Source organism: Lysinibacillus pakistanensis, assembly GCF_030123245.1.
Lineage (GTDB): Bacteria > Bacillota > Bacilli > Bacillales_A > Planococcaceae > Lysinibacillus > Lysinibacillus pakistanensis.
Map to the genome: position 1 here is coordinate 2,061,361 of NZ_CP126101.1, position 22,902 is coordinate 2,084,262.

General features: G+C 36.5%; 26 protein-coding genes. 18 read left to right on the forward strand and 8 right to left on the reverse strand.

Annotated elements, in window-relative coordinates; translation table 11 throughout:
- Positions 1 to 24: 24 nt before the first annotated feature.
- From QNH24_RS09795 to QNH24_RS09810, 4 genes are all read right to left on the reverse strand, one after another.
- The gene (locus QNH24_RS09795) at positions 25 to 741 is read right to left on the reverse strand and encodes a LutC/YkgG family protein (RefSeq protein WP_283871853.1); all 717 of its coding nucleotides are present in this window, start codon (positions 739 to 741) and stop codon (positions 25 to 27) included.
- Positions 741 to 2,168 (reverse strand): LutB/LldF family L-lactate oxidation iron-sulfur protein, encoded by a 1,428-nt coding sequence (locus QNH24_RS09800; protein WP_283871854.1) that lies wholly within the window; start codon positions 2,166 to 2,168, stop codon positions 741 to 743. Before QNH24_RS09800 ends, QNH24_RS09795 begins: the two co-directional genes overlap by 1 nt.
- A gap of 19 nt (positions 2,169 to 2,187) precedes the next feature.
- The gene (locus QNH24_RS09805) at positions 2,188 to 2,904 is read right to left on the reverse strand and encodes a (Fe-S)-binding protein (protein WP_283871855.1); all 717 of its coding nucleotides are present in this window, start codon (positions 2,902 to 2,904) and stop codon (positions 2,188 to 2,190) included.
- Between the two features lie 253 nt (positions 2,905 to 3,157).
- Entirely contained in the window at positions 3,158 to 3,886 is a 729-nt protein-coding gene (locus QNH24_RS09810; RefSeq protein WP_283871856.1) for a FadR/GntR family transcriptional regulator, read from the reverse strand.
- A 1,118-nt stretch (positions 3,887 to 5,004) separates the two neighbouring features.
- Here QNH24_RS09810 and QNH24_RS09815 point away from each other — a divergent pair.
- The 3 genes from QNH24_RS09815 to QNH24_RS09825 are packed head-to-tail and all read left to right on the forward strand — an operon-like array spanning position 5,005 to position 6,659.
- Complete coding sequence (locus QNH24_RS09815) at positions 5,005 to 5,715, forward strand: cytochrome c biogenesis CcdA family protein (RefSeq protein ID WP_283871857.1); 711 nt, start codon at positions 5,005 to 5,007, stop codon at positions 5,713 to 5,715.
- A gap of 52 nt (positions 5,716 to 5,767) precedes the next feature.
- On the forward strand, positions 5,768 to 6,136 hold the full coding sequence (locus QNH24_RS09820) for a response regulator (protein ID WP_283871858.1): 369 nt from the start codon (positions 5,768 to 5,770) through the stop codon (positions 6,134 to 6,136).
- Between the two features lie 25 nt (positions 6,137 to 6,161).
- Positions 6,162 to 6,659: a CcdC family protein gene (locus QNH24_RS09825; RefSeq protein WP_283871859.1), complete on the forward strand. Its 498-nt coding sequence runs from the start codon at positions 6,162 to 6,164 to the stop codon at positions 6,657 to 6,659.
- 135 nt (positions 6,660 to 6,794) lie between these two features.
- Here QNH24_RS09825 and QNH24_RS09830 read toward each other — a convergent pair whose 3' ends face one another.
- Positions 6,795 to 7,181: a GHKL domain-containing protein gene (locus tag QNH24_RS09830; RefSeq protein ID WP_283871860.1), complete on the reverse strand. Its 387-nt coding sequence runs from the start codon at positions 7,179 to 7,181 to the stop codon at positions 6,795 to 6,797.
- A 438-nt stretch (positions 7,182 to 7,619) separates the two neighbouring features.
- Here QNH24_RS09830 and QNH24_RS09835 point away from each other — a divergent pair, with 438 nt between their 5' ends.
- Complete coding sequence (locus tag QNH24_RS09835; RefSeq protein WP_283871861.1) at positions 7,620 to 7,922, forward strand: hypothetical protein; 303 nt, start codon at positions 7,620 to 7,622, stop codon at positions 7,920 to 7,922.
- A complete protein-coding gene (locus tag QNH24_RS09840) occupies positions 7,923 to 8,120 on the forward strand; it encodes a helix-turn-helix transcriptional regulator (protein ID WP_283871863.1) in 198 nt (65 codons plus the stop codon).
- A 905-nt stretch (positions 8,121 to 9,025) separates the two neighbouring features.
- Here QNH24_RS09840 and QNH24_RS09845 read toward each other — a convergent pair.
- Positions 9,026 to 9,454 carry a DUF2621 domain-containing protein gene (locus QNH24_RS09845; RefSeq protein WP_283872791.1) on the reverse strand — a complete coding sequence of 143 codons (429 nt, stop codon included), beginning with the start codon at positions 9,452 to 9,454 and terminating at the stop codon, positions 9,026 to 9,028.
- 121 nt (positions 9,455 to 9,575) lie between these two features.
- Between QNH24_RS09845 and QNH24_RS09850 the strand changes: the two genes are divergently transcribed.
- The 6 genes from QNH24_RS09850 to QNH24_RS09875 all read left to right on the forward strand — a co-directional run bounded on the left by QNH24_RS09850 (position 9,576) and on the right by QNH24_RS09875 (position 11,947).
- Complete coding sequence (locus QNH24_RS09850; RefSeq protein ID WP_283871865.1) at positions 9,576 to 9,791, forward strand: DUF1659 domain-containing protein; 216 nt, start codon at positions 9,576 to 9,578, stop codon at positions 9,789 to 9,791.
- 13 nt (positions 9,792 to 9,804) lie between these two features.
- Positions 9,805 to 10,029, forward strand: a complete 225-nt coding sequence (locus tag QNH24_RS09855) for a DUF2922 domain-containing protein (protein WP_283871866.1) — start codon at positions 9,805 to 9,807, stop codon at positions 10,027 to 10,029.
- Positions 10,030 to 10,118: 89 nt separating this feature from the next.
- Positions 10,119 to 10,241 (forward strand): YvrJ family protein, encoded by a 123-nt coding sequence (locus tag QNH24_RS09860; RefSeq protein WP_283871867.1) that lies wholly within the window; start codon positions 10,119 to 10,121, stop codon positions 10,239 to 10,241.
- A gap of 103 nt (positions 10,242 to 10,344) precedes the next feature.
- Positions 10,345 to 10,953 (forward strand): SCO family protein, encoded by a 609-nt coding sequence (locus QNH24_RS09865; RefSeq protein ID WP_283871868.1) that lies wholly within the window; start codon positions 10,345 to 10,347, stop codon positions 10,951 to 10,953.
- Between the two features lie 147 nt (positions 10,954 to 11,100).
- Positions 11,101 to 11,328, forward strand: coding sequence for a hypothetical protein (locus QNH24_RS09870; protein ID WP_283871869.1), 228 nt, complete (start codon positions 11,101 to 11,103; stop codon positions 11,326 to 11,328).
- Positions 11,329 to 11,413: 85 nt separating this feature from the next.
- Positions 11,414 to 11,947, forward strand: a complete 534-nt coding sequence (locus QNH24_RS09875) for a DUF1572 family protein (RefSeq protein ID WP_283871870.1) — start codon at positions 11,414 to 11,416, stop codon at positions 11,945 to 11,947.
- Between the two features lie 39 nt (positions 11,948 to 11,986).
- Here QNH24_RS09875 and QNH24_RS09880 read toward each other — a convergent pair whose 3' ends face one another.
- Positions 11,987 to 12,541 carry a delta-aminolevulinic acid dehydratase gene (locus QNH24_RS09880; RefSeq protein ID WP_283871871.1) on the reverse strand — a complete coding sequence of 185 codons (555 nt, stop codon included), beginning with the start codon at positions 12,539 to 12,541 and terminating at the stop codon, positions 11,987 to 11,989.
- A gap of 425 nt (positions 12,542 to 12,966) precedes the next feature.
- On the opposite strand from QNH24_RS09880, the gene QNH24_RS09885 reads away from it, so the two are divergent.
- Together QNH24_RS09885 and QNH24_RS09890 are read left to right on the forward strand one after the other, a co-directional pair.
- Positions 12,967 to 14,646 carry a methyl-accepting chemotaxis protein gene (locus QNH24_RS09885; protein WP_283871873.1) on the forward strand — a complete coding sequence of 560 codons (1,680 nt, stop codon included), beginning with the start codon at positions 12,967 to 12,969 and terminating at the stop codon, positions 14,644 to 14,646.
- Between the two features lie 348 nt (positions 14,647 to 14,994).
- Positions 14,995 to 16,956, forward strand: coding sequence for a methyl-accepting chemotaxis protein (locus tag QNH24_RS09890; RefSeq protein ID WP_283871875.1), 1,962 nt, complete (start codon positions 14,995 to 14,997; stop codon positions 16,954 to 16,956).
- A 132-nt stretch (positions 16,957 to 17,088) separates the two neighbouring features.
- Here the strand turns inward: QNH24_RS09890 and QNH24_RS09895 are convergent, their stop codons facing one another.
- Positions 17,089 to 18,483: an alanine/glycine:cation symporter family protein gene (locus QNH24_RS09895; RefSeq protein ID WP_283871877.1), complete on the reverse strand. Its 1,395-nt coding sequence runs from the start codon at positions 18,481 to 18,483 to the stop codon at positions 17,089 to 17,091.
- Positions 18,484 to 18,721: 238 nt separating this feature from the next.
- Here QNH24_RS09895 and QNH24_RS09900 point away from each other — a divergent pair, with 238 nt between their 5' ends.
- The 5 genes from QNH24_RS09900 to QNH24_RS09920 all read left to right on the forward strand — a co-directional run bounded on the left by QNH24_RS09900 (position 18,722) and on the right by QNH24_RS09920 (position 22,650).
- On the forward strand, positions 18,722 to 19,021 hold the full coding sequence (locus tag QNH24_RS09900; RefSeq protein ID WP_283871879.1) for a hypothetical protein: 300 nt from the start codon (positions 18,722 to 18,724) through the stop codon (positions 19,019 to 19,021).
- Positions 19,022 to 19,080: 59 nt separating this feature from the next.
- Entirely contained in the window at positions 19,081 to 19,767 is a 687-nt protein-coding gene (locus QNH24_RS09905) for an aspartate/glutamate racemase family protein (RefSeq protein WP_283871881.1), read from the forward strand.
- A 14-nt stretch (positions 19,768 to 19,781) separates the two neighbouring features.
- Positions 19,782 to 20,837, forward strand: a complete 1,056-nt coding sequence (locus QNH24_RS09910) for a P1 family peptidase (RefSeq protein WP_283871883.1) — start codon at positions 19,782 to 19,784, stop codon at positions 20,835 to 20,837.
- A 278-nt stretch (positions 20,838 to 21,115) separates the two neighbouring features.
- Entirely contained in the window at positions 21,116 to 21,859 is a 744-nt protein-coding gene (locus tag QNH24_RS09915) for a M15 family metallopeptidase (protein WP_283871885.1), read from the forward strand.
- Positions 21,856 to 22,650, forward strand: coding sequence for a M55 family metallopeptidase (locus QNH24_RS09920; protein ID WP_283871887.1), 795 nt, complete (start codon positions 21,856 to 21,858; stop codon positions 22,648 to 22,650). Before QNH24_RS09915 ends, QNH24_RS09920 begins: the two co-directional genes overlap by 4 nt.
- Positions 22,651 to 22,902: the final 252 nt, after the last annotated feature.

The following is a 22,902-nucleotide window of genomic DNA, read 5'->3' on the forward strand; positions in this document are numbered from 1 at the left end:
AATTAGTAGCGATAGTGCCAAAAATTACTGATCTTCAATGACGATGTATGTAGCTTTAATAGGTCCGTGTACACCTACAATCAGAATCATTTCGATATCAGCAGAGTTACTTGGTCCTGTAATAAAGTTGATACAGGAGGCGATTTGCTCTCCATCTCTTATTTTTTCACGAATGAAGCGGGCGGCTTGTGTCATACGTGGAACAATTGTACTTTTAGGAATTAAAATAATGGATTTCTCCGGTAAGAAGCTAACAGATCTACCTTTATTCTTGCTACTAAAAAGTACAGCAGTTCCTGATTCAGCTAATGTTATTTCACTTATGGTAATGCCGATATTTGCTTTTTCAGCCTGCCGAATATTTTCCTCATGCTGTGCCGAGTTCCATTCATAAAGTTGAATGCCCATTTGTGACCAGTGCTCTGTCATAAATAATGTTAGGCCATAACGTTCAAAACGCTCATCTCTCCATGTAACTACTGAACGACGTCCATAATTATCTACGACTTTTTGTAAATCCTTCGAAAGATTAGCTGTATTTGTTAAAATAATGTCTGTATGAATATTTTTACATTGCTCCACCAAAACCTCTACTAATTCATCTTTTGTTGCATCCTTTAGCACTCTCCCTTGTGGCTGATATTGCCATATAGGTTGTGTAAGCTCAGTTTTGGGTGCACGTCCAAGCTGCTGAGCGATTTTTGATAAAAAGGCATCTCTATTTTCTATGGTACCTATCATCACTGCTCTCCTCCTTTAGAACGTTGCTTCAGCCAGTTTCTAAATTTATTTTTATTTGGTGCTGGAAAATCTCTTGTCTCGGTCCATGCTTTTAATGGACCAGGGCCATTTGAGATTTTATTGTCTTTAGTAAATGGCGACATTGTAGGTGAGGCCATTTTTGCTGCCATTTTATAAAGGGTAGGGGAGGAGGCACCTAGACCAAAAGCCTTCATGAGTAATTTTTCAGAAACAGGTGCTCTTCCTTCGTTTTCCACAATTACTTGACGATGCCGATGAATAAGCTGATGTAATGGAATTTTCACAGGACAAGCCTCTGTACATGCCCCACACAGTGTGGAGGCATATGGTAACTCCTTAAAATCATCGTAGCCACCTAATAATGGAGAAAGTACAACACCCACAGGTCCTGAATAGATGGAGCCGTACGTATGACCACCAACATGACGATAAACAGGACATGCATTGACACATGCTGCACAGCGAATACATTGTAGAATTGACTGGAATTCGCCTCCTAAAATATCGGAGCGCCCATTATCAACAATAACTAAATGGAATTCCTCAGGACCATCTGTATCTCCTTCTTCTTTTATCCCCGTTAAAGTTGTAATATAGCTAGTAAGCTTTTGTCCAACAGCGCTTCTTGTTAATAAACTGACAAGTACCTCCATCTCTTCAAAAGTGGGAACAATTCGTTCCATGCCCATAACTGTAATTTGAGTTTTTGGCAGGGCAGTCACTAAATCTGCGTTACCTTCATTTGTAACAAGTGTGATAGAGCCGCTCTCTGCAATGGCAAAATTACAGCCTGTGATGCCAATATCAGCAGTCAAATACTCTTTACGAAGTTTTTCACGGACATAGAGGGCAAGCTCCTCTGGTTTTTCAGTTTTATCATAGCCTTGCTTTTCTTTAAAGACGTCTCTAATCTGCTCCTTATTTTTATGCAAGGCTGGAACAACGATGTGGGATGGCGGCTCATGATCATCCACCTGCAAAATGTATTCACCTAAATCTGTCTCAATAACTTCACAACTAAGCTCTTCTAACACAGTATTTAAGTTGATTTCTTCTGTAACCATTGATTTAGATTTTACGATTTTCTTAGCATTTTTCTTTTTTGCAATGCCTCGAATATAGTCTGTAGCTTCTTTTGCAGTTTGCGCAAAGTAAACATGACCACCTCTTTGTGCAACATTTTCACTCAACTGATACAAGTAAAAATCTAAGTTTGCTAGTACATGCTTGCGAATTTCTTCACCATGAGAGCGCCATTCCTCCCAATGACCAAGCTCTTCAGCCTGTGTAAGTCGACGTGTTTGAAAGCGTTCCTGTGCACTTGACACAGCTCCACGCATAAATGTATTGTCTAACTCCTTTGTTACTCGATCATTAAATAGATCGTCACTAGTTTTCATGGCCATTGCTATTACCCCCTTTGATCTATTGGCAATTTAATACTTCTGCAATATGCATCACTTTAATTGGCTTTCCCTGTCGATTAATTCGACCGCCAATATTGATTAAACAACCAGCATCAGCGCCAATTAGGATATCTGCTTCTGTCTGTTCCACATCGTGTACTTTTTCAGTAACCATTTCTCCTGAGATGTTGCCCATTTTTACTGAAAAGGTCCCACCAAATCCGCAACAGCGATCTTTTCCTGGCAATTCCACATACTGTAAACCTTTCACTTGACGTAATAATTTAAGTGGTGCTTCTTTTACTCCAAGTAGACGGGTCATATGGCAGGAGGTATGATAAGTAGCTGTGCTTTCTAAATGGGCTCCTACATTCTCAATCTTTAATACATTGACAATAAATTCAGTAAATTCATAGGTTTTATCTGCTAATGCTTGTGCTTTTTGTTCCCAAATAGGGTCCCCCTGAAAAACTTCTGGATATTCCTTAAACATATACGCACAGGATCCTGAAGGGGAGACCACATATTCAGCATGTTCAAAGGCTGAAATCATTTTTTTCATGGCATTTTTAGATTCCTTTACGTAGCCGCTATTATAGGCTGGCTGTCCGCAGCAAATTTGATTTTCTGGAAAGTCAATATCACAGCCAAGTCTTTCAAGTACTTCAACAACAGCTTTTCCTACATCCCCTTGAAACATATCAACTAAACAAGTGGCAAATAGTGAAACTTTCATGTTTATCGCTCCTTTTAATGTATCTCCAAGATATAAACATTTACTAAGTGAGAGAATCACTATCGATCTAATGACGATTGAGCTCTTCTCTAAATGAAACAATTCCCTTTAATCATAATTCAACTGGTCATCTGATGATTTTAATGAGGGAAATAGATTGTTTTTATAATACTACAACTTTTTACATGAGTAAAAGTGTTTATCAAAAATTTCCAAAAAAATTTTAAAGCTGCCTATAATTAGGCAGCTACTGTTATTTCATTGATTCAGTTGTTTCAAAATATTGCATTAAAATCTTTTCCACATTTCTTAAATGGGAAGCCATAGCATGCTTTGCTAGCTCTTCATTTTGCTGTTTAATGGCAAGGAAGATTTGCATATGCTCATCGTATAGCTGTTCACTTGTTGTTTTTTTAGAATATAGCCAAATCCGACGTGTCTCTTTCATCGTTTCAATCATTAATCCTGAGACTTGATCTAATATAGTTGCAAGTAGGGGATTTTGAGAAGCTTTTGAAATGGCCGCGTGAAATTGGAAATCCACTTTTTCACCTAGCTCGCCATCTCCTTGTACACGTTTCATTTCATCCAATATTTGAATCATTGCTTGAATGTCTTCGTCCGTTCGATGGATAGCTGCACTTGCAGCAGCACCTACTTCAATGATTTTACGTACTTCTAGCAAATGGGAGACATCTTGTTTATTTGTTAAAATCGCTGTCGATAGTGGAAAATCGAGTTGGCTAGGCTGAATGCTTTTAACAAATGTTCCTGAGCCCTGTTTAATTTCAATTAATCCCATAGCCTTTAAAGCAGAAAGTGCCTCTCTTATAGCAGATCTACTTACCTGTAATTGCTCTGCAAGCTGTTCAACAGAGTCAAGACGATCACCAGGTTTCAGTGCCCCTGCTCTGATTTTTTCGTAAAGGATTTCAGATACTTCCTCATATATTTTTTTCGGTTTAATTTTTCTTAATTCCAAGGAGCTACACCTCATTTATGCTCAATCATACCTTTATTATACATGAAGAAAAGTAATTTACTTACCCTTTAACGTGAATACTTTGTGTAATAGCAATATGGCGAATTTTAAGATTTTGGGAAAATATTGAATTAAGAAAATACAGATAATATCATTCGGTCATCGGATGACCTAATTTTCTGTTGTTTAACAAAAGGTGGGATAATTTGAAGGTTTATTACAATAATATGTGAGCGTTAGTGTATTTCTTATGCAAGAAGCTATTTCTACAATAATGGAACGAAATCGACAGAAAAATCAATAGTAGAAAACAGCTTGCAATGTAAAGCCTTTTGGGTATCCTGACCTGAGAGGGGGAAAAATACTCGATTAATAGCGTGCGTAAAAGTGAATTTGGGATTTAACATTTACACAAAATTCACAGCTGTTGGAGATAGTCATGGGGGATCAGCATCTGTAGCGGTAAAAAATGAAGAGGTGTATGGCGGGTTAACGACGCTATTTGTGTCTTAACTGTTGCTGTTTTTGCCTTAAAGTATCTTTATCAACAGCTAATATGGCTATTTTTCAAGGAGCGATTTTATGGGCTAGTACCAATTGGTTAGATTATTTTATCCCCTGTTTTCATATAGGGGGGCTACAAATGTGAAGGCATGGCCCCCGTTTATTATACTAACGCTATTTATTTTGTTTCCGTGGATTCTAACGATTAAAAGTGCACTTACAGGACATTAAGAAGGCGTAAATATGATACTCAAAGATGTAAATGTCTTTGGACAAGCTCTAATATTTATGTCTGAAGACCTTCCTTACATAATCAAGTATTGAATGGTACAATTTACAATAGCTACTACGGTTTTAAAAAATGGAAAATTCTGTTTGTAGAAATAACGCGAATTTTGTTGACAGATAATGCAAGTGAAGGGCATAATGCATAGGTACACGAGCAATTATCTTTATAATTACTGAGGCTGATTGTGAAATTGTGCATAAGATTATAAGGATAATTCACTTTTTTAACACTTTATTGCCATGAAACGTTCACAATCAGGAAGGGCGCATTTTACAGTGTTTTTTGGTACGATGGATGCAGTAACTGTAAGGAGCGATTAAAAAATATGGGAACAGATATTAACGTATTTTTAGCTTTTGGTGCAGGGTTTTTGAGTTTTATTTCTCCATGTACCCTTCCATTGTATCCAGCATTTTTATCATACATAACGGGTATGACTTTAGATGAGCTAAAATCTGAACGAGGTATGATGCAAAAGCGTGCAGTTTTTCACACCTTGTTCTTTTTACTAGGATTTTCAATTATCTTTATTATGATAGGACTAGGAGCATCATTAGCAGCAGAGTTCTTCCTTAATTATCAAACCTTATTACGTCAGGTTGGGGCTATTTTAATCGTCGTATTTGGTTTAATGATTGTAGGTTTACTACAAATTGACTTTTTAATGAGGGATCGTAAATTCCAATTTAAAAATAGACCATCAGGTTATTTGGGGTCCGTTCTAATCGGAATAGCCTTTGCAGCTGGTTGGACACCATGTACAGGTCCAATTTTAGCGTCGATTATAATGTTAGCTAGTACAAACCCTGGTGCAGGCTTTAGCTATATGCTTGCTTATTATTTAGGCTTTGCGATTCCATTCTTCGTGTTATCATTCTTTATTTCACGTATGACTTGGATTCGAACACACAGCCAAAAAATAGTGAAAATCGGTGGTTATATAATGATTGCCGTTGGGATATTGTTATTCTTTGATGGGTTAACATATATTACACGCTTGTTACAGCCTATTTTCGGTGGATTTACGGGCTTCTAATCTGCTAAACTAAAGAGGCATACCGTACTTTAACGTGGAGGGAGATGAACAGATGCCTACAGTTTTGGTAGTGGATGATACGCTATTTATGCGTGTTGCCATAAGTAATATGTTTACGGAATGGGGTTATGAGGTAGTCGGCAAGGCTGCCAATGGGAAGGAAGCTGTGGCGATGTATCGAGAGTTACAACCAGATCTTGTCACGATGGATGTAACGATGCCCGTTATGACAGGTATTGCGGCAGTAAAAACAATCATCCCTGAATTCCCAAATGCAAAAATAATTATGATTACAGCTTTAGGCCAACAAAAATTAATTGTGGAAGCAATTGAAAGTGGTGCGAAAGATTTTATCACAAAACCATTTGAGCCAGAAAGATTGAAATCTGTAGTTGATCAATTGCTTGGACAAAATTGTTAATTTGACATTAGAGGAGGATTTTTTTATGTTAAGCAATATCCCTTCTCACTATTATGTTATAGGTTCGACCATAATGGCCATTTTAATGGGTAGCTTTGTCATGGTAATACGGATGAGAGCATCCAAAAAACCAACAAATGAGAAGAAAATTATCATTCCACCTATCGCAATGTCTTCAGGTGCGTTAATGTTTTTATTTGAACAATTCCGTGTACCGCCTATGCAAATTTTAGAGGCGTCAGCAGTCGGAATGGTGTTCTCAACAATACTAATTGCTACTTCAAAATTTGAAGTAAAGGGACAAGATATTTATTTAAAACGTTCAAAAGCCTTCGTTTTTATTTTAATTGGGCTATTAGTGTTCCGAGTTGTGGCGAAAATGATATTAAGTAGCTCCATTGATGTTGGTGAGTTAGCAGGAATGTTTTGGATTTTAGCCTTTGCCATGTTAGTTCCTTGGCGAATTGCCATGCTTGTTCAATTTATCAAAGTCAAAAAAACCATTCCGCTTAAAAATTTGTAAAGAAAAGCCTACACTAGTGTTTAGTGCAGGCTTTTTATCGTTTTGGGGGACAGATAGACATCATTGGACTGATATCACTAACGAAACGACGGATAGAACTTCAAAAGTGACGGTTTGCTAGCACTAAAATTACTTTTAATGGATGGCAGGGAATTTAAGTTTTAAAGTAAATATCTCATCTTTATAGGTGAAGTCTAAGAAACCTTTATATTTTTGGACCACATCTTTTATAATTGTTGTTCCAAGTCCATCATGCCCCTGTTTTGTTGTGATCTCAGAGCGGCCAAATAAAGAATCTACAATATCTCTAGGAAGTGGGACTGTATTGTTCTTACAGGTGATAATATATAAGCCGCTTCGTTTATATAGCTGAAGACTAATATTTCCCTGTGCATTATTAAGCTTTTGCCATTCCTGACAGGCTTCAATACTATTGCTAAGTATGTTACCTAATAATGCAACGAGCGATATACTCTTCCATAAATTTGATAGTAGCGGATTTTTAGTTTGCCATAGTTTCAAGTGCCAATTTCAGTGATACTTGCTCAGAATCAAATGTTTGCATCGTCCAGCCTAAATTTTCTATATATGCAAGATGTACTTTGTCGATATTTTGAGAAGGTTCAGAAGTTCCACCTCTAATTTCTTGGCTTATACTGCATTTTTATTGATTAAAAATTAGATTATTGCGCTAAGAAATGTTGTGATGCATACGGTATTTATAATTCAGTAACTAAAACTGTATGTAATGTTATTGCTCCATAATTTATCCAAAAATATAACAAAGAGCTATTATGACATCTTTAATTGTCAAATAGCTTTTTTATGAATTATTAAGCTCTATGTATAGCATAGCATACCTTGAAAATCCATAATGTAAAACATGTTTGACTAAAAAGTGTAAAACCTGTTATACTCTAAATGTAAAACATGTTTTACTTATAAGGAGTTGCATTTTGAGTGGATTGGCTGTTATTCGTCTTTTTGGGTGTAATAGTAATTACAGTTGTTTTAATTTTCCTAACACTTGGTTCATTAGTGTCATTAGGAGATGAAAGAAAAAAGTTTATTAAAATGCGTGCACAATCTTATGCTTTTAGTGTGGTCATCGCCTTGCTGTTGATTGAAATCGGTCAGAATTTATATCTTTCATTTTTTTCGAGCGGCTACTCTGGAGGAATAAATCCTTATATTTTCTTAGTAGTGGTGTCTATCGTTTATTTAATTACATTATTAGTGTATAAAAAGAAATATGGTGATTAGATGCAAAATAAAATACAAGAAATTAGGAAGGCTTTAAAATTGTCGCAGGAAGAATTAGCGAAATTATGTGATGTATCAAGGCAAACTATCAATGCAGTTGAAAATAATAAATACGACCCTTCGCTTTCACTAGCTTTTGATTTAGCGAAAAATTTGAAAACTACTGTTGACGAACTATTTGATTCAGAAAAAACATGAATTAAAAGTAGGGTAACATTCAATAAAGCTAAACAAAAGTAATTAGTCGAAGCAAATCCTCTTAATGTGACCATAGGGGTACAAATGCAACTAAAAAAAGCTCCTTATAACATCGCAAGTAAATATGAAAGTATTGAATGCAGATGCTCACTAACCAACCTACATTCAAGGAAATCAAAGATTAATATAAAGGAGCTAATTGAAAAAAGCTAATCCAAATAGAAGATTCCACTCAATTCGGAAATTTAGTAGGTCATTCTAAAAAGGTTAAACCGTATTTTTTTCATTTGAAAGTGCACATAAAGAGTAGTAAATGGGTAATCATTCATAGTATATTTTGAAGATAATGCCTTTGCTACTCTATTTTTATAAAATCCAAAGTTCAATCTATTAAAGAGAAGCGTTGTCCCTTTTCAATAAATTTTACAATAGCTATTTAAGGAAAGTTTAAAACAAGTGGAATTTGTACCATTTTAACAAGAGCTACGTCAAATTTTATAATTGATTTAGAAATAACATAAATACAGCATTTTATGAAAAGAATTTCATTTGCAATTTTATTTCTTTCTTTTTTCCCTATTTCTAATCAGTTATAGTGAAGGGGAACAGGCAAAAGATAACAATATATCATATCTCTCCATTTTCTGTCGTAAAGCAGTGATTCCACTTTTAAAAAAGCAGAAGACCAATTTCCAAGGCATATCGTTATATTGGATGTAGGTTATAATTTGCTCAAAGTGCTTTGCCTGCTTCTACAGGTAAAATGACCTCAATATCATTCTCCTTGTTAAATATCTGGGTCAAATTATAGCAGCGGGGTAAAGTGGTCATGCATCCATTGTTCTGCAAGGGTTTATTTTTCTATAGATAAAAACGCCACACAACGAATTTGTGCAGCGTAGCCATCAATCAAATAGATGTTCATAGGGGGTAATGTCAATTTTCATTTCCGCTAATTTTTTACGTAAAAATTTATGATCTCGCTTCGGGGTAGCTTGAATATAACCACGAATAATTAAGTCATGGTTAATGGCAGCCGCTTTTTCTTCTAATGCAAGCTCGCCAATTTTGCCAGCTATTTTTTCCTTTGCTACTTGTCTAAACAGCTCAGGGACGGGACTAACAAGTTCATATAAAAGCTCCTTCTCAGGTTGTCCCCATAAATGAATGGTTTTATCTAAATAAAACTCTTGCCAATCTAAATCCGATTTACCATCCTGCTTAGGTAGTGCCTTTAAAAACTTGCGGAACATAAAAAATCCACCTATCCCCATAAAGGTAATCAATACGACTACCCAAAACAAGATAAACCATAAAAACCAGCCTGTTAACAAATCGTTCACCTCTTTGCCTTCTCTCACTCTATTATAAAAGCTAATATAAAAAAATTCATCCTTAATGTCCCTCTTTTAGCAATAAGTCCGTATATATTGTGTAAGAAAGGGGGTGACACCTATGACAAGCGTAAATTTTGTCAATGCAACACTTCGTTTAAAGTATGTTACTGGCTACAATGAACAAAACGAGCCAAAGTTCACAACAAAGACATACCGAAATGTGAATGGTTCGCATTCAACAGTGGATTTAGTAGCCGTGGCGAATGCCATTGCAAGTCTATCTTCACATACGTTAGACAGCATTTCCAAAGTAGAAACAACAGATTTATCCTAAGGGGGGCAAGAAGATGACACAAGTTTTAGAGCTGCAATTTGAAACAGCCATAGGAAAAACAACTGTGCTTACGATTGATGCACCGAAGCCAACAATTACAACTGCAGAAATCCAACAGGTTATGCAGACGATTATGGCTAAAAATGTTTTTGAAGGACAAGCAGGTACTCTAGTTGCCATAAAAGGGGCACGGATCATTGATCGCCAAGTGACGGAACTTGAATTAGCGATAGCATAATGAAGAAAAGGTCTTTGTGGGATGATACTACAAAGACCTTTTTTAACAGGAGAATACTCAATTTTAATTTGTGAAGGAGGAATTTAAAGATGGAGCAGTGGTTAAACATGATTTCAGAAATTGGCTTTCCGATTCTAGTGTCGTTTTATTTATTGAACCGAGTAGAGGTAAAGCTGGATGCGATTCATGATGCACTTATTTCCTTAAAGTGAAATCTATTTCACAAAGATGTCCGAAAGCTGTCACTTGGGAGTCCTTGTCAACGTTATGATCATACGATAGGATGAGGGTAATGTAGGTAGGGAGCGTGTTAAGATGAAAAATAAAATAATTGGATTCATTCTACTTTTGATGCTGACAACTGTACTTAGCGCATGTGGAAATGCAAAATTTAAGGCAGATTATGACTTAGCACTGCCAGATTTTGAGCATATTAATCAACGTGAAGAAGCTGTTTCTTTGAAGAGTTTAAAAGGGAAACCATGGATTGGAATGTATATTTTCACGAATTGTACTTCTATTTGTCCGCCAATGTCCTTTAATATGGCGCAGGTTCAAGAAAAGCTGAAGAAAAAAGGTGTGGAAGATTATCAGATTGTTGCGTTTTCAGTGGATCCTGATGTTGATAAGCCAGAGGTACTTGCGGATTATCTAAGCAAATATAATGTACCTGATGAATCAAAATGGAATCTCCTTACTGGTTATTCACAAAAATATATTGAACAATTCGCAGTAAAATCAACTAAAATTATGGTAAAGGATGATCCTAATACTGACCAAGTGATTCATGGAAATCAATTTTTCTTAGTGGATAAAGACGGGGTTTTAGTAAAAATGTATACTGGATATGCCAAAAATATTGAGGATATACCCATTGATACAATGGCGTCTGATATCGAAACATATATTGATGAAAATTTATAAAAACAAGAAGAAAACCGTCTCGACATAAAGAGACGGTTTTTTATGGTAGAAAATAATCTTTTATAGATTGAGCTTCGTTATAGTATAGAAGGAGGAGAAAATAATAGTCCACTATTCCATCAAATTGTTCCAACTGAAGGGGGTGCATTGACGTATCGCTATTATCATTTTGATGTAAAAAATAATAAAGTTAGTCTTGCTTCGACAACAGCCAATGAGTTTTACACTTATCATAATGGTTATGTTTTTCATATCGCCTATCTAGTCAATTCAAATGAAGAGGCTATGCAAAAGAAAATGATGGGGTTGATAAAGGAATTTATACTCAGTCATAATGATAACTCTACTTTCCCTGTGTTAAATAATATAAAATAAAAATAACATCAATTAATAGGGAGCTTCCTTGATTGCTGGATGCCTCACAAAATTTGACTTTTCATTTGAAGAAGGGGGAATATTTATGAACTTCCAACAAATCTATTTAGATGTAATTAGTAAAAGATTTAAAAATCTCAAAGAGCAAGGTGACAAAACATTATCACAGTTAAATCATGAACAATTCCATTGGACTATTAATGAAGAGTCCAATAGCATTGCCGTTATAGTCAAGCATATTAGCGGCAACATGATATCCCGATGGACGGATTTTTTAACAACGGATGGTGAGAAATTAACGAGAAATCGGGATGATGAGTTTATAGACAGTTTTACTACTACAGAAGAAATTTTAACAACTTGGGAAAAGGGATGGCAAGTTTTTTTGGATGCCATCGAGCAATTAACAGAAGCTGACTTAAAGAAAGTTATTACAATCAGGGGAGAACAGCATTCGGTGATTGATGCGATTGAAAGACAAATGTCACATTACGCCCAGCATGTCGGACAAATTATTTACATTGCGAAACAAGTAACTGGCTCACAATGGCAAACATTAAGTATTCCAAGAGGGCAATCTCAGAATTTTACAGATGCGATGGTAAAAAAACATCAATAAAGAAAATCGTAGCTGTTTTTCGCTACGATTTTTTGATTTTTATGAAAAATATAGCTGATACATGGAGGTTTCTGTATCTATAGCTTTGGCGATTTCATATGCCTCCTGCTGTGTTTTTCCATGCGCTATAATTTCATACATAAAACTAATTAAAAACATTAAATTTGCATTGCCATCTATGTAATCATCTGGTCCTAAATAGGAGTGGCAGCCGCTTTCTAAAAAGGCAGAAGCTAATTGCTTTTCACCTAGTGAACAGCCAGAGGCAATCACCTTTACATCATGAAGTTGACAATATTGTAGTACCTCTTGTGAACTAAAAAATGCCCCTCTTGGTTCATTTAATTCATAAACTTCCTCCCCTAGCTCTGGCATATGAAAGCGCCCCTCATCACCATGAAAATTAAGAATTAAATAATCCAGCTTTTGATCAAGATCCTGACCTGATAGTACATCTATCAAATCATTGGGTCTTCCAATCAAATGAAACGTCACTCTTGCACCAAATGACTCCAGGACAGATCTTAAAGCAATGGATTCGATATCACAATTTGGACCAACTACTATGCTAACATATAATTCTGGTTTACTCATATTAATGATCTCCTTTATTTTACATAAATGGGGCAGTAACTGTACTATAAAGCGAAGTTCAGGTACAAGACCCCCACTTCAAGTGGAAGATCCCCACTGATTGTAGTTTTATCTTATCTAGTTACCGATAGTATAAAACATTTTAACCAGTAAAGGGAAATAAAAACATAATAGGGGAGAATTGAATGGAAAAAGGCAATATCTATTTAACATTTTTACTAGGAATTATTTGTGCATTCATACATAATTTTATAAGCAGAACAGTTGATTGAAACATAGAAAAGTCAAGAAATTTTAAAATGTGTTTATTTATTGTAAAAAATTAGTTTTATATGAAGATTTTCGTTTTACTTCATCTAGGATAATAGTTATAGATAGGCTATACTCAAGAGAGTTTATGACAATTGTAGAATAGAGGGAGCTTTATGAAGATAACAGTAGAAAGAAAATTGCAGTTTGCTTTTGGGCTAGTGTTGATTTTTTTATTATTAATTACGGGTATTTCCATGTACTATTTAAATGATAACCGACACACTCTTAAAGAGATTCAAGAAAAAACAGAACTTATCGATTTATATCAGGATATTTCCTTTCAAACTGTTCGAGCAAATGCAGCCATAAGAGGTTATATGCTGTATGGAAAGGAAGAAATGCTTAACAATCATCTTGAAATTCGAGATACTTTACATAAGTCCATTCGTCGTATTGAAGAACTTGGCTATAAAAATGCAGATTTTGATCAGTTTTTAACGCAATTAGATGAGTGGGAAAAGCCAATTGATGAAAAAATAGTGCCACTGTTTCAAAATGGTGAGTCTCAACAAGCACAGCAGCTTGCATTACCAATATTAGGAGAGGGCTCGTTAAAATTAGTTGTCTTTGGTAAAACAATGGCAACAGCACAGCAAAAGGAAATGCAATCCCTTATCGAGGTAACCAGGCAAAGTGGAGATAGAAGTGGTAAAGAAATTGCAGTATTGGCAATCATCTCACTGCTTATCAGTATTATTATTGCCACTGTATTTGGCAGAAGAGTTGCAAAAAATATTCAACAAACTGTTGTGGAAATGGATAAGTTTTCAAATGGTGATTTACAAACGCACCTTCAATTTAAAACAAAGGATGAGTTTGCTCAACTGGCGAATTCCTTTAATATGATGTCTGAAAAGCTAAGATATACGATGAAACAAGTTGGACAATCCTCTGAACAAGTAGCAGCAACCTCTGAGCAGTTGACAGCAAGCAGTATGGAGGTAACGCAGGCAACTGAAGTGGTGACAGAATCGATTCAAGATATTGCACAAGGGATTGAACAGCAGGACACTCTTACGGGTGATGTTCGAAATTTATCCTCACATATCTTGAAAAAAATGAACGAGATTTCGACAAGTATCGATAATATGAATAATGCCACAGTGGAAACGAAAAACATGGCAAGTTCAGGGCGTTCCTCAGTTCGGGATGTTAGTGAACAAATGAATGAGATTTCAGATAATACGGCAGAACTAAGCACTCGTGTTAATGATTTAGATGAAAATACAGCAGCGATTGTTTCAGCAGTGAATGTTATCAAAAATATTGCCACGCAAACGAATTTATTAGCAATCAATGCCTCGATAGAAGCCGCGCGAAGCGGTGAGCATGGTAAGGGCTTTGCAGTAGTTGCCGAAGAGGTTCGAAAATTAGCAGATGAATCGAATTTAGCTGCTATAGATATTGAAAAGGTTGTTGCACAAATTACGGAAAGCACTCGAATTATTGAGGAAGACATGGTCAATAGTAATGAGTCTGTAACAGTTGGTCGGGACAAAGTGAATGTGGCAAGAGATAATTTCCTAGCAATTGATGAGGCTATAAATGATGTACAGGCACAAACACAGGCTGTTACGGCAGCTATACGAGCGATTTATCTAGATATTGAAAAACTAGTGAAAGAAATCGACTATATTAGCGAGGTATCCATAAAATCAAGTGGCAATGTGCAAAGTGTGGCTGCTTCATCTGAGGAGCAAAACGCAGCGATGGAAGAAGTTGCAGCCGCCTCCTCCCATTTGGCTAAAATGGCGATTGACCTACAAGAATCCATTCAGGCATTTAAATATTAATATTTCATTATTGACGTAAGCGTATTCGATTGCTATATCGAATACGCTTAAATTTGTTATATCGAGAAGAATTCTAAATTTATCGATTAATTTTGAGCATTTATCGAAAGTTTTATATGATTTATCGAGAAGCCTTAAATGTTAGAAATATTTAAAAAAAGAAAATGAGGTTAGAAAATAGTTATTTCGTCCGATAAAAGCTTGGGGTGAATTGAAAAGGAAGGGAAGGTTGAACAGGGGAGGGAAGCGGCATTCTTTTTGTGTCTAAAGTGCCAATAAGCATATAGCGTCAAACACATCTCTAGAACAAACTTTTATAGCTAACGAAGACAAAAGGAGAACTGTTGCATGAAACAATTTTTTGGAAGCTTTAAGGGCAAGCTTTATACTTTATTTGCTCTTATATTACTTATCCCAGTCATTTCTGTTGGGAGTCTGTCCTACCTTTCGGCTAAAAATTCTATAGAACAAGAAATTTTGTTTAGTGCAAATGAAAGCGTAGAAATTTTAAATAAACTTATTGATAAAACGATTAGTGAAAAAATAAATGATGTAAGTATATTCAGTAAAGAAATAGATGCCACGCAGTATGAGGAGTCAAAAAAGACCGTACTCACAAAATTTCAACAATATACAAAGCTTCATCCAGATGTTTTAAGTATTTATGTTGGAACAGATAAAGGTGAATTTTTACAAGAGCCTAGATTAAATGCGGATGATTATAACCCATTGGAAAGAGATTGGTACAAGAAAGCAAAATCACTAAAGAGCGACACATTAATTACAAATCCTTATATTGATGCAGGAACTGGTGATATGGTTGTAACAATTGCCAGACAGGTAGAGGACCAGTCTGCAGTAGTCGCAGTTGATATAAAATTAACGGACCTTCAAAAAATCTCAGACTCCATTAGCATCGGTAAAAATGGCTATCCATCTATTTTCGGTGACAATAATATGGTAATTGCTCATCCTACCTTGGAAGCGGGCGGAGAATTAAAAGAGAGCTTTCTTGATAAATTATACGACAGCACATCTGGGACATATGAATATGTCTTTAATGGCGATGATCGTATTATGTTTTTTACAACAAATGGGCTGACGAATTGGAAAATTACTGGAACAATTTTTGCGAAGGAAATAGATGACTCTGCATCAACGATTTTATCACATACACTTCTAGTATTAGGTGTAGCTATTGTAATCAGCTCAATCGTTTTCTACTTTGTTATGAAGGCTGTGATTAAACCGATTAGAGCATTAAAGGATAGTGCTGTAACGATTAGCAAGGGGGATTTAACAGAAAAAGTTGTGATAACCTCAAAGGATGAAATTGGGCAGCTAGGTCAAGCCTTTAATGATATGCAGGGTAGTTTACGTGCACTTATCCAAAAAATTGAGCAAAATGCTGAGGAAGTGGCATCTTCAGCCGAAGAGCTAACTGCCAATGCGAATCAAACAAGTATCGCAACGGAAAAGGTTGCCATATCCATTCAGGATGTTGCATCAAGTGCTGATACACAAACAACGAGTGCCAATAAGAACGCACAATCGCTTCATGAGCTTTCAAAGGCAATACTTCATATTGCAGAAATCTCTTCTAGTGTGACAGATCTCTCTCAGCACGCTACTCATCAAGCAGATGAGGGGGGGAAGGCCGTTCAAAATACAAAGGATCAAATGCAATCAATCCATGTATCGGTGACAGAATCCAACCAAAAAATCCAAACTTTACATGAACGCTCACAGCAAATAACATCTATTTTAGATGTCATTACAGGCATTGCGGATCAAACTAACTTATTGGCTTTAAATGCTGCCATTGAAGCAGCAAGAGCAGGGGAGCATGGGAAAGGGTTTGCCGTTGTTGCTGATGAAGTAAGGAAGCTAGCTGAGCAGTCTCAGACATCAGCCAAGCAAATTTTTGAGCTTATTCATAGTATCCAGCTAGAGACTGAACAATCTGTTAATATTATGGCGAAAGTTTCAGAGGATGTTCAAAATGGTCTAAAGGTATCTGATGATGCTATTACTAAATTCCAAGTGATCCTCACAAGCATGAATGATATTATGCCAAAAATGAATGAGGTTTCTTCTGCCTCAGAGCAAATGTCAGCAAGTGTGCAAGAAGTAGCAGCTATTACAGAGGACTTGGCCTTCTCTGCACAGAGTAATGCAAGTGCATCTGAGGATGTAGCTGCCTCTACTGAGGAGCAATTGGCTTCAATGGAGGAGATCAATGCCTCTGCACAGGCTTTAGCACATATGGCAGATGAATTAAAACAGTTAATTAGTCAATTTAACTATTAACTTCAAAAACGCCATTTCGTTATAGTAGGACACTGAAAAAGTCGATTTGCCACAAAAAATGTGCTGCAAATCGACTTTTTTAGTTTTTATGTCTATCAATGCCCTCCATTTAAGGAGTGGCGTTTTGAGGTATTAACGATCTTCGTCCCAACAATCTGTATTTTTCAATGCTGGAATTGATTTTGCATAAAATACTGGATTTTTGCCTGTATTACGTTGATTTGTAAAATCGTCTAAAACAAGAAAGGCAATTTTTCCAAGAATCATAATAATCGTTATATTAATGAATGCCATTAATCCCATAAATAAATCTGCTAAATTCCAGACTAGCTGAACTTGTGCAACGGAGCCAAACATGACCATCGCCAGTACTAACGTACGGTAGCCAAACATCCATCCCTTATGGGCATTCATAAATTCAATATTGGATTCTCCATAATAGTAGTTACCAACAATCGAGCTAAAGGCAAAGAAGATAATGGCAATAGCGATAAAGTAAGGTGCCCACTCACCTACATGGACAGCAAGTGAGTTTTGCGTAAGGATAATGCCATTGCTTTCTCCTTTATCATATAAGCCCGCTAAAATAATGATAAATGCGGTTGCTGTACAAATCATAATCGTATCAAAAAAGACACCTAAGCTCTGAACAAGCCCTTGTTTAGCTGGATGTGAGGTATTAGCGGTAGCCGCTGCGTTAGGTACACTCCCCATTCCAGCTTCATTAGAAAACAATCCACGACGTACTCCTTGCATAATAGCGATGCCAATTGCTCCTCCAGCAGCTTCCTGAAGACCAAAAGCTTGCGTGAAAATTAGCTTGAACACTGAAGGAATTTCAGATAAGTTTGTGACAACCACATATAGTGCGACAAATAAATAGAAGATAGCCATGACGGGTACCAGGACCTGTGTCACTTTTACAATTCTTTGAACCCCACCAAAAATTATCAAGGCTGTTAATACGACTAATATAACTCCAATAATCCAAGGTCTTATACCAAACGCTTCACCTACAGAGGTTGCAATTGTATTAGACTGTACAGCATTAAAAATAAAGCCAAAGCTTAATGTTAGCAGAATACTAAAAATAATCCCAAGCTTCCGTTGTCCTAGCGCCTTCTCCATATAATAAGCTGGCCCACCACGAAATGTTTCGCCATCCTTCACCTTGTATACCTGAGCTAAAGTACTTTCAATAAAGGCAGTTGCCATCCCTAATATAGCAATGATCCACATCCAAAATACTGCACCTGGTCCACCTACACCAATTGCTAAAGCAACACCAGTAATATTACCTGTCCCTACACGCGAGGCTGCGCTTATCGTAAAGGCTTGGAATGGGGAAACTCCTGATTCCCCTTCTCTTTTTTCAACAATTAAGCGGAACATTTCTGGGAAAAGTCTAATTTGTACAAATTTTGTGCCGAATGAAAAATATAATCCTGCTACTAATAATAGTATGATAAGAATATATGTCCATAATATTGAGTTCGTGTTATTGACAATAGTAGATATCCATTCCATCAGCTTTCCTCCTTTCACAATACGTTTTAGTCTACACTTATTTTTTATTAAAAATCAACTTTTTGAAAATAATGAATTATGGTAATATTATGGTGTTAAAATCGATATTTATAGCCTAACTTAACAGATAAGGATTGTGGAAGCGTTTACTTTCTGAAGTCAAAATAACATCAAAATATTTCGGGAATGTCGATACAAGAGTAAAGAAAAAGATATTATGTTAAAAGGAGGAGAGAGGATGGCATTCTATTTTCAACTTTATTGGCATTTTTTACTGATGATTATGGTTATGATTATTTTGGCAGGATTAATCACTTTTCTCATTCCACGAATTCCATCTGTATATGTTCTAGCTTTTAGCGGCCTAATTGGTTTGATTTACTCACGTTTAATTGAAATGGAACAGACTTATTTATTTTTTATTAGTATCAATCTATTGACCACAATTCTTCCAATTTTATTGATTAGGTATTTGCAATATTTGAAAAGAACGGCTGAAGAAATGGAGAAACGCAATAGACGAAGCGAATCCTCATAAGTGGAAAATACCTTTTTGTGATTAAATTAATATATAATGGTAGAAAAGGAGAGAAGTAAATGAAGACAATTGGACTGATTGGTGGCATGAGCTGGGAATCTTCTTCGGAGTATTATCGACTACTTAATGAAGAGGTAAAAAGGCTGTTAGGAGGTTTACATTCGGCAAAGTGTATATTGTATAGTGTAGATTTTCAGGAAATTGAACATTTTCAAGCAAGGGGGGAATGGGACAAGGCTGGTGAGGTGCTTGCTGAAGCTGCCTATTCTTTGGAGAATGCAGGCGCAAGTTTTATTGTTATATGCACCAATACTATGCATAAGGTGATTGATAACATTCAGCAGAGGATTAAGATTCCCATTTTACATATAGCTGATGCAACAGCCCATAAAATAGTAGAGACGGGTTTACAAAAAATAGCTCTTCTCGGGACAAAGTATACGATGGAGCAGGATTTCTATAAGAATAGAGTGGAAACCTTCGGAATTACTGTACTTGTTCCACAGGCGGAGGAGAGAGTAGAGGTCAATCGAATCATTTATGATGAATTGTGTTTAGGGGAAATTAAGCCCTCTTCTAAACATTATTATTTACAAGTAATTGATAGCCTTGTAAAGTCTGGTGCGCAAGGAGTTATTCTTGGTTGTACAGAGATAGGGTTGCTAATCAAGCAGGATGATATAAATATTCCTGTTTTTGATACAACGATGATACATGCTCAAGCTGCTGTAATGAAAGCTATTTAAAAGGGGGAATAAAATTGCCAGGTAAGATTCGGGATAGAGGCATTTCAATTGGGACGCTGCCCGTTGGCGAAAAAAATTGCATTACAGATGTAGCAGACGTATGTGTGGGGCATATGACAATTGATGAAGCATTAACGCAAGATGGCGCATATGCATGTACAGGTGTAACCGCCATTTTACCGCATAAGGGTAATTTATTTCAGCAAAAGGTTACAGGAGCAAGCTATGTCTTAAATGGTTTTGGAAAAACAACGGGACTAATACAGGTAAATGAGCTGGGGGTTATTGAAGCACCTATTATGCTCACCAATACTTTCGGTGTTCCGGCTGTTACACAGGGAGCATTGCAATATATGCTTGATATGAATCATGATATTGGGCAAACAACAGGAACGATTAATATTATCGTGGGTGAATGTAATGATAGTTATTTAAATTCAATACGCGCCTGTTCAGTAACACCGGAGCATGCTATAGAAGCGATTCGCATTGCAACAAATGATGCTGCACAGGAAGGAGCAATTGGGGCAGGTAAAGGAATGATGTGTTTTGGCTATAAAGGAGGAATTGGCTCCTCTTCTCGCATTGTCAACTATGAGACAATCACCTATACCATAGGCTGTATGGTGCTTAGTAATTTTGGGCAAAGCACAGAATTTTTAGCGCAACGATATGTTGAGACAGTTGTATCTTCTCAATCGACTATACCTCCAACAGATGGCTCCATTATCATTGTACTGGCAACGGATGCCCCACTTAGCAGTCGTCAATTAACACGTGTTATTAAACGCTGTGGTATTGGACTTGGTCGAACAGGAAGCCATTTTTCCCATGGAAGTGGTGATATTGTTATTGGCTTTACCACTGCACATTGTATTCCTCATATATCAAATCAACTTGTGGAGACACGCACACAGCTTCGCGAGGATCATCCTATTATGAATCAGCTATTTACGGCAGCGGCAGAGGCAACAGAGGAAGCCATTTTGAATTCCTTATCACAGGCAATAACTACAGTAGGCAGAGATGGGCATAAAGTAGAAGCCTACCCATTTTTCGAAAAGTGGTAGCTCATAAAAGTTATTGAGTCATGAAAATGGTTCAATAGCTTTTTTGTTTCAACAATTTTATTTTTTCAGTTATTATCAACCCTCACTACGAATAAACTCCATAAAAAAGTGAAAAAGAATAAATTTCGACTATTAGCAGTCATTTATGTCGTCCATTGTTTTATGATAAGAAAATAGCCATTATTATGTATTTGTTCACTATTTATCTAGTCAACGGCATATAGGTAAATAAACTGAATTATCTGAAATAAATATTGTTTTTTTGCATGATTGGAGTGATGCATATTAAGAAAAGCGTTTTTCATCCGATTACAGCTAATAACGCTTCATTTCTTTCATCGAAAATTGCTGTGGGTGAAAGCTTTGAGCCGCTAATTAAAATCGAAGGACAGCATCCTAGAATTTTTGCCAAGCCCATTTACCATCAACAAAAGATACCTAATAGCTTACAGGTGATCTATGTACGTGAAGGTGTCTATGAGCGATTACAAGAAGCGCTTTCGGTATTGCCAAAAATATATAGTTTAGTGTTATATGATGGCTATCGTCCCTTTCAAGTACAGCAGTATTTGTTTACACATTTTACACAGGAGGTTGCACAACGATTTCCGCATTTGTCTGAACAAGAAATTGACAGTGAAACGCGAAGATATGTTGCATTTCCAAGCCTTGATTGCGCTCATCTTGTTCCCCATTTAACAGGAGGTGCAGTCGATATCACATTGGGGGATATAAATGGTCATGCATTGAATCTTGGCACAGCTTTTGATGAAATCAGTGCAAAATCCACGACACGTTATTTTGAACAATTTCCAAATGAGAATCACAAGGCCTGCACCTATAGAAGGCTTCTCTATAATTGCATGACTATGGCGGGCTTTACCAACTACTCTGAGGAATGGTGGTATTATGATTACAACAATATTGCTTGGGCTAGGAGAGTTCAAGCACAGTCAGCGAGTTACGGAGCAGTACAGGCAGTTATTCATAATCATTATGTAAAGGAGTTTAATTTTATATGAAGGTTTATATAAGCGCAGATATTGAAGGAATTACGGGGACTACAGTATGGAGTGAAACGGAGCTAAATGCCCCAGATTATCAGTTTTTCCAAAAACAGATGACACTGGAGGCAGAAGCTGCGATTGAAGGGGCAATTGCTGGCGGAGCTACTGAAATATTATTAAAGGATGCACATGATTCAGCTCGAAATTTAGACATTTCAAATCTACCCATTAATTGCAAGATTATTCGTGGATGGACCTATGACCCAATGTGTATGGTCGCAGGATTAGATAAAACGTTTGATCGAGCCATTTTTATTGGCTATCACAGTAAAGGGGGAAGCGAGCGCAATCCTTTGGCCCATACACTCTGTGTGTTTGCAGATGTCAAAATTAACGGGGAGTATGCCAGCGAATTTCTCATTAATACGTATGCAGCAGCATTACATGGGGTTCCAGTTTCGTTTGTTAGTGGGGATGTTGGGCTAACAGAAGAAATTCAGACCATAAATGAAAACATTGTCACTTTTGCCACGAAAGAAGGAATCGGCAATGCAACGATTAGTGTCAGTCCTAAATTGGCCATTCAGGAAACAAAAAGACTAGTGGAGGAGGCTATGAAAGTTCCACGAAATTCCTTACAAGTTTCCGTACCTGAACACTTTAAAATAGAAATTATTTATCGTGACCATACACGCGCATATCGCAATTCCTTTTACCCTAATGCTACATTTAAACCACATAATACAGTGGAATTTATCACAGATGATTTTTATGAAGTGCTTCGAATTTTACAGTTCCTAACATAAGCAAATTAATAGAGAGGAGAATAATTTCTGACAATTTGTCGAGCAATTGGACACGCTCTTCTTGTCAATTAGGCACGCAACCGTTTTAAAATAGGGGCAAATATCAAATTATCCAAGATTAACAACAATAAAATAATGTGATTAGGATGTAAATTCAGGTGCTATTATGAGCAGTTTTATCGCTCCATTTTAACGGCTTGCCTATAACGTGAAGGTGGAGTGAATCTAACTGCTTATTTATGCGAGACGAAA

Bases quoted from the DNA above. Each gene is read 5' to 3' on its own strand.
- QNH24_RS09825 (WP_283871859.1), top strand. From the start codon at position 6,162: ATGTTAAGCAATATCCCTTCTCACTATTATGTTATAGGTTCGACCATA.
- QNH24_RS09890 (WP_283871875.1), top strand. From the start codon at position 14,995: ATGAAACAATTTTTTGGAAGCTTTAAGGGCAAGCTTTATACTTTATTT.
- QNH24_RS09815 (WP_283871857.1), top strand. From the start codon at position 5,005: ATGGGAACAGATATTAACGTATTTTTAGCTTTTGGTGCAGGGTTTTTG.
- QNH24_RS09860 (WP_283871867.1), top strand. From the start codon at position 10,119: ATGGAGCAGTGGTTAAACATGATTTCAGAAATTGGCTTTCCGATTCTA.
- QNH24_RS09915 (WP_283871885.1), top strand. From the start codon at position 21,116: ATGCATATTAAGAAAAGCGTTTTTCATCCGATTACAGCTAATAACGCT.
- QNH24_RS09880 (WP_283871871.1), bottom strand. From the start codon at position 12,541: ATGAGTAAACCAGAATTATATGTTAGCATAGTAGTTGGTCCAAATTGT.
- QNH24_RS09820 (WP_283871858.1), top strand. From the start codon at position 5,768: ATGCCTACAGTTTTGGTAGTGGATGATACGCTATTTATGCGTGTTGCC.
- QNH24_RS09905 (WP_283871881.1), top strand. From the start codon at position 19,081: ATGAAGACAATTGGACTGATTGGTGGCATGAGCTGGGAATCTTCTTCG.
- QNH24_RS09795 (WP_283871853.1), bottom strand. From the start codon at position 741: ATGATAGGTACCATAGAAAATAGAGATGCCTTTTTATCAAAAATCGCT.
- QNH24_RS09840 (WP_283871863.1), top strand. From the start codon at position 7,923: ATGCAAAATAAAATACAAGAAATTAGGAAGGCTTTAAAATTGTCGCAG.
- QNH24_RS09920 (WP_283871887.1), top strand. From the start codon at position 21,856: ATGAAGGTTTATATAAGCGCAGATATTGAAGGAATTACGGGGACTACA.
- QNH24_RS09875 (WP_283871870.1), top strand. From the start codon at position 11,414: ATGAACTTCCAACAAATCTATTTAGATGTAATTAGTAAAAGATTTAAA.
- QNH24_RS09895 (WP_283871877.1), bottom strand. From the start codon at position 18,483: ATGGAATGGATATCTACTATTGTCAATAACACGAACTCAATATTATGG.
- QNH24_RS09855 (WP_283871866.1), top strand. From the start codon at position 9,805: ATGACACAAGTTTTAGAGCTGCAATTTGAAACAGCCATAGGAAAAACA.
- QNH24_RS09885 (WP_283871873.1), top strand. From the start codon at position 12,967: ATGAAGATAACAGTAGAAAGAAAATTGCAGTTTGCTTTTGGGCTAGTG.
- QNH24_RS09865 (WP_283871868.1), top strand. From the start codon at position 10,345: ATGAAAAATAAAATAATTGGATTCATTCTACTTTTGATGCTGACAACT.
- QNH24_RS09805 (WP_283871855.1), bottom strand. From the start codon at position 2,904: ATGAAAGTTTCACTATTTGCCACTTGTTTAGTTGATATGTTTCAAGGG.
- QNH24_RS09900 (WP_283871879.1), top strand. From the start codon at position 18,722: ATGGCATTCTATTTTCAACTTTATTGGCATTTTTTACTGATGATTATG.
- QNH24_RS09800 (WP_283871854.1), bottom strand. From the start codon at position 2,168: ATGGCCATGAAAACTAGTGACGATCTATTTAATGATCGAGTAACAAAG.
- QNH24_RS09850 (WP_283871865.1), top strand. From the start codon at position 9,576: ATGACAAGCGTAAATTTTGTCAATGCAACACTTCGTTTAAAGTATGTT.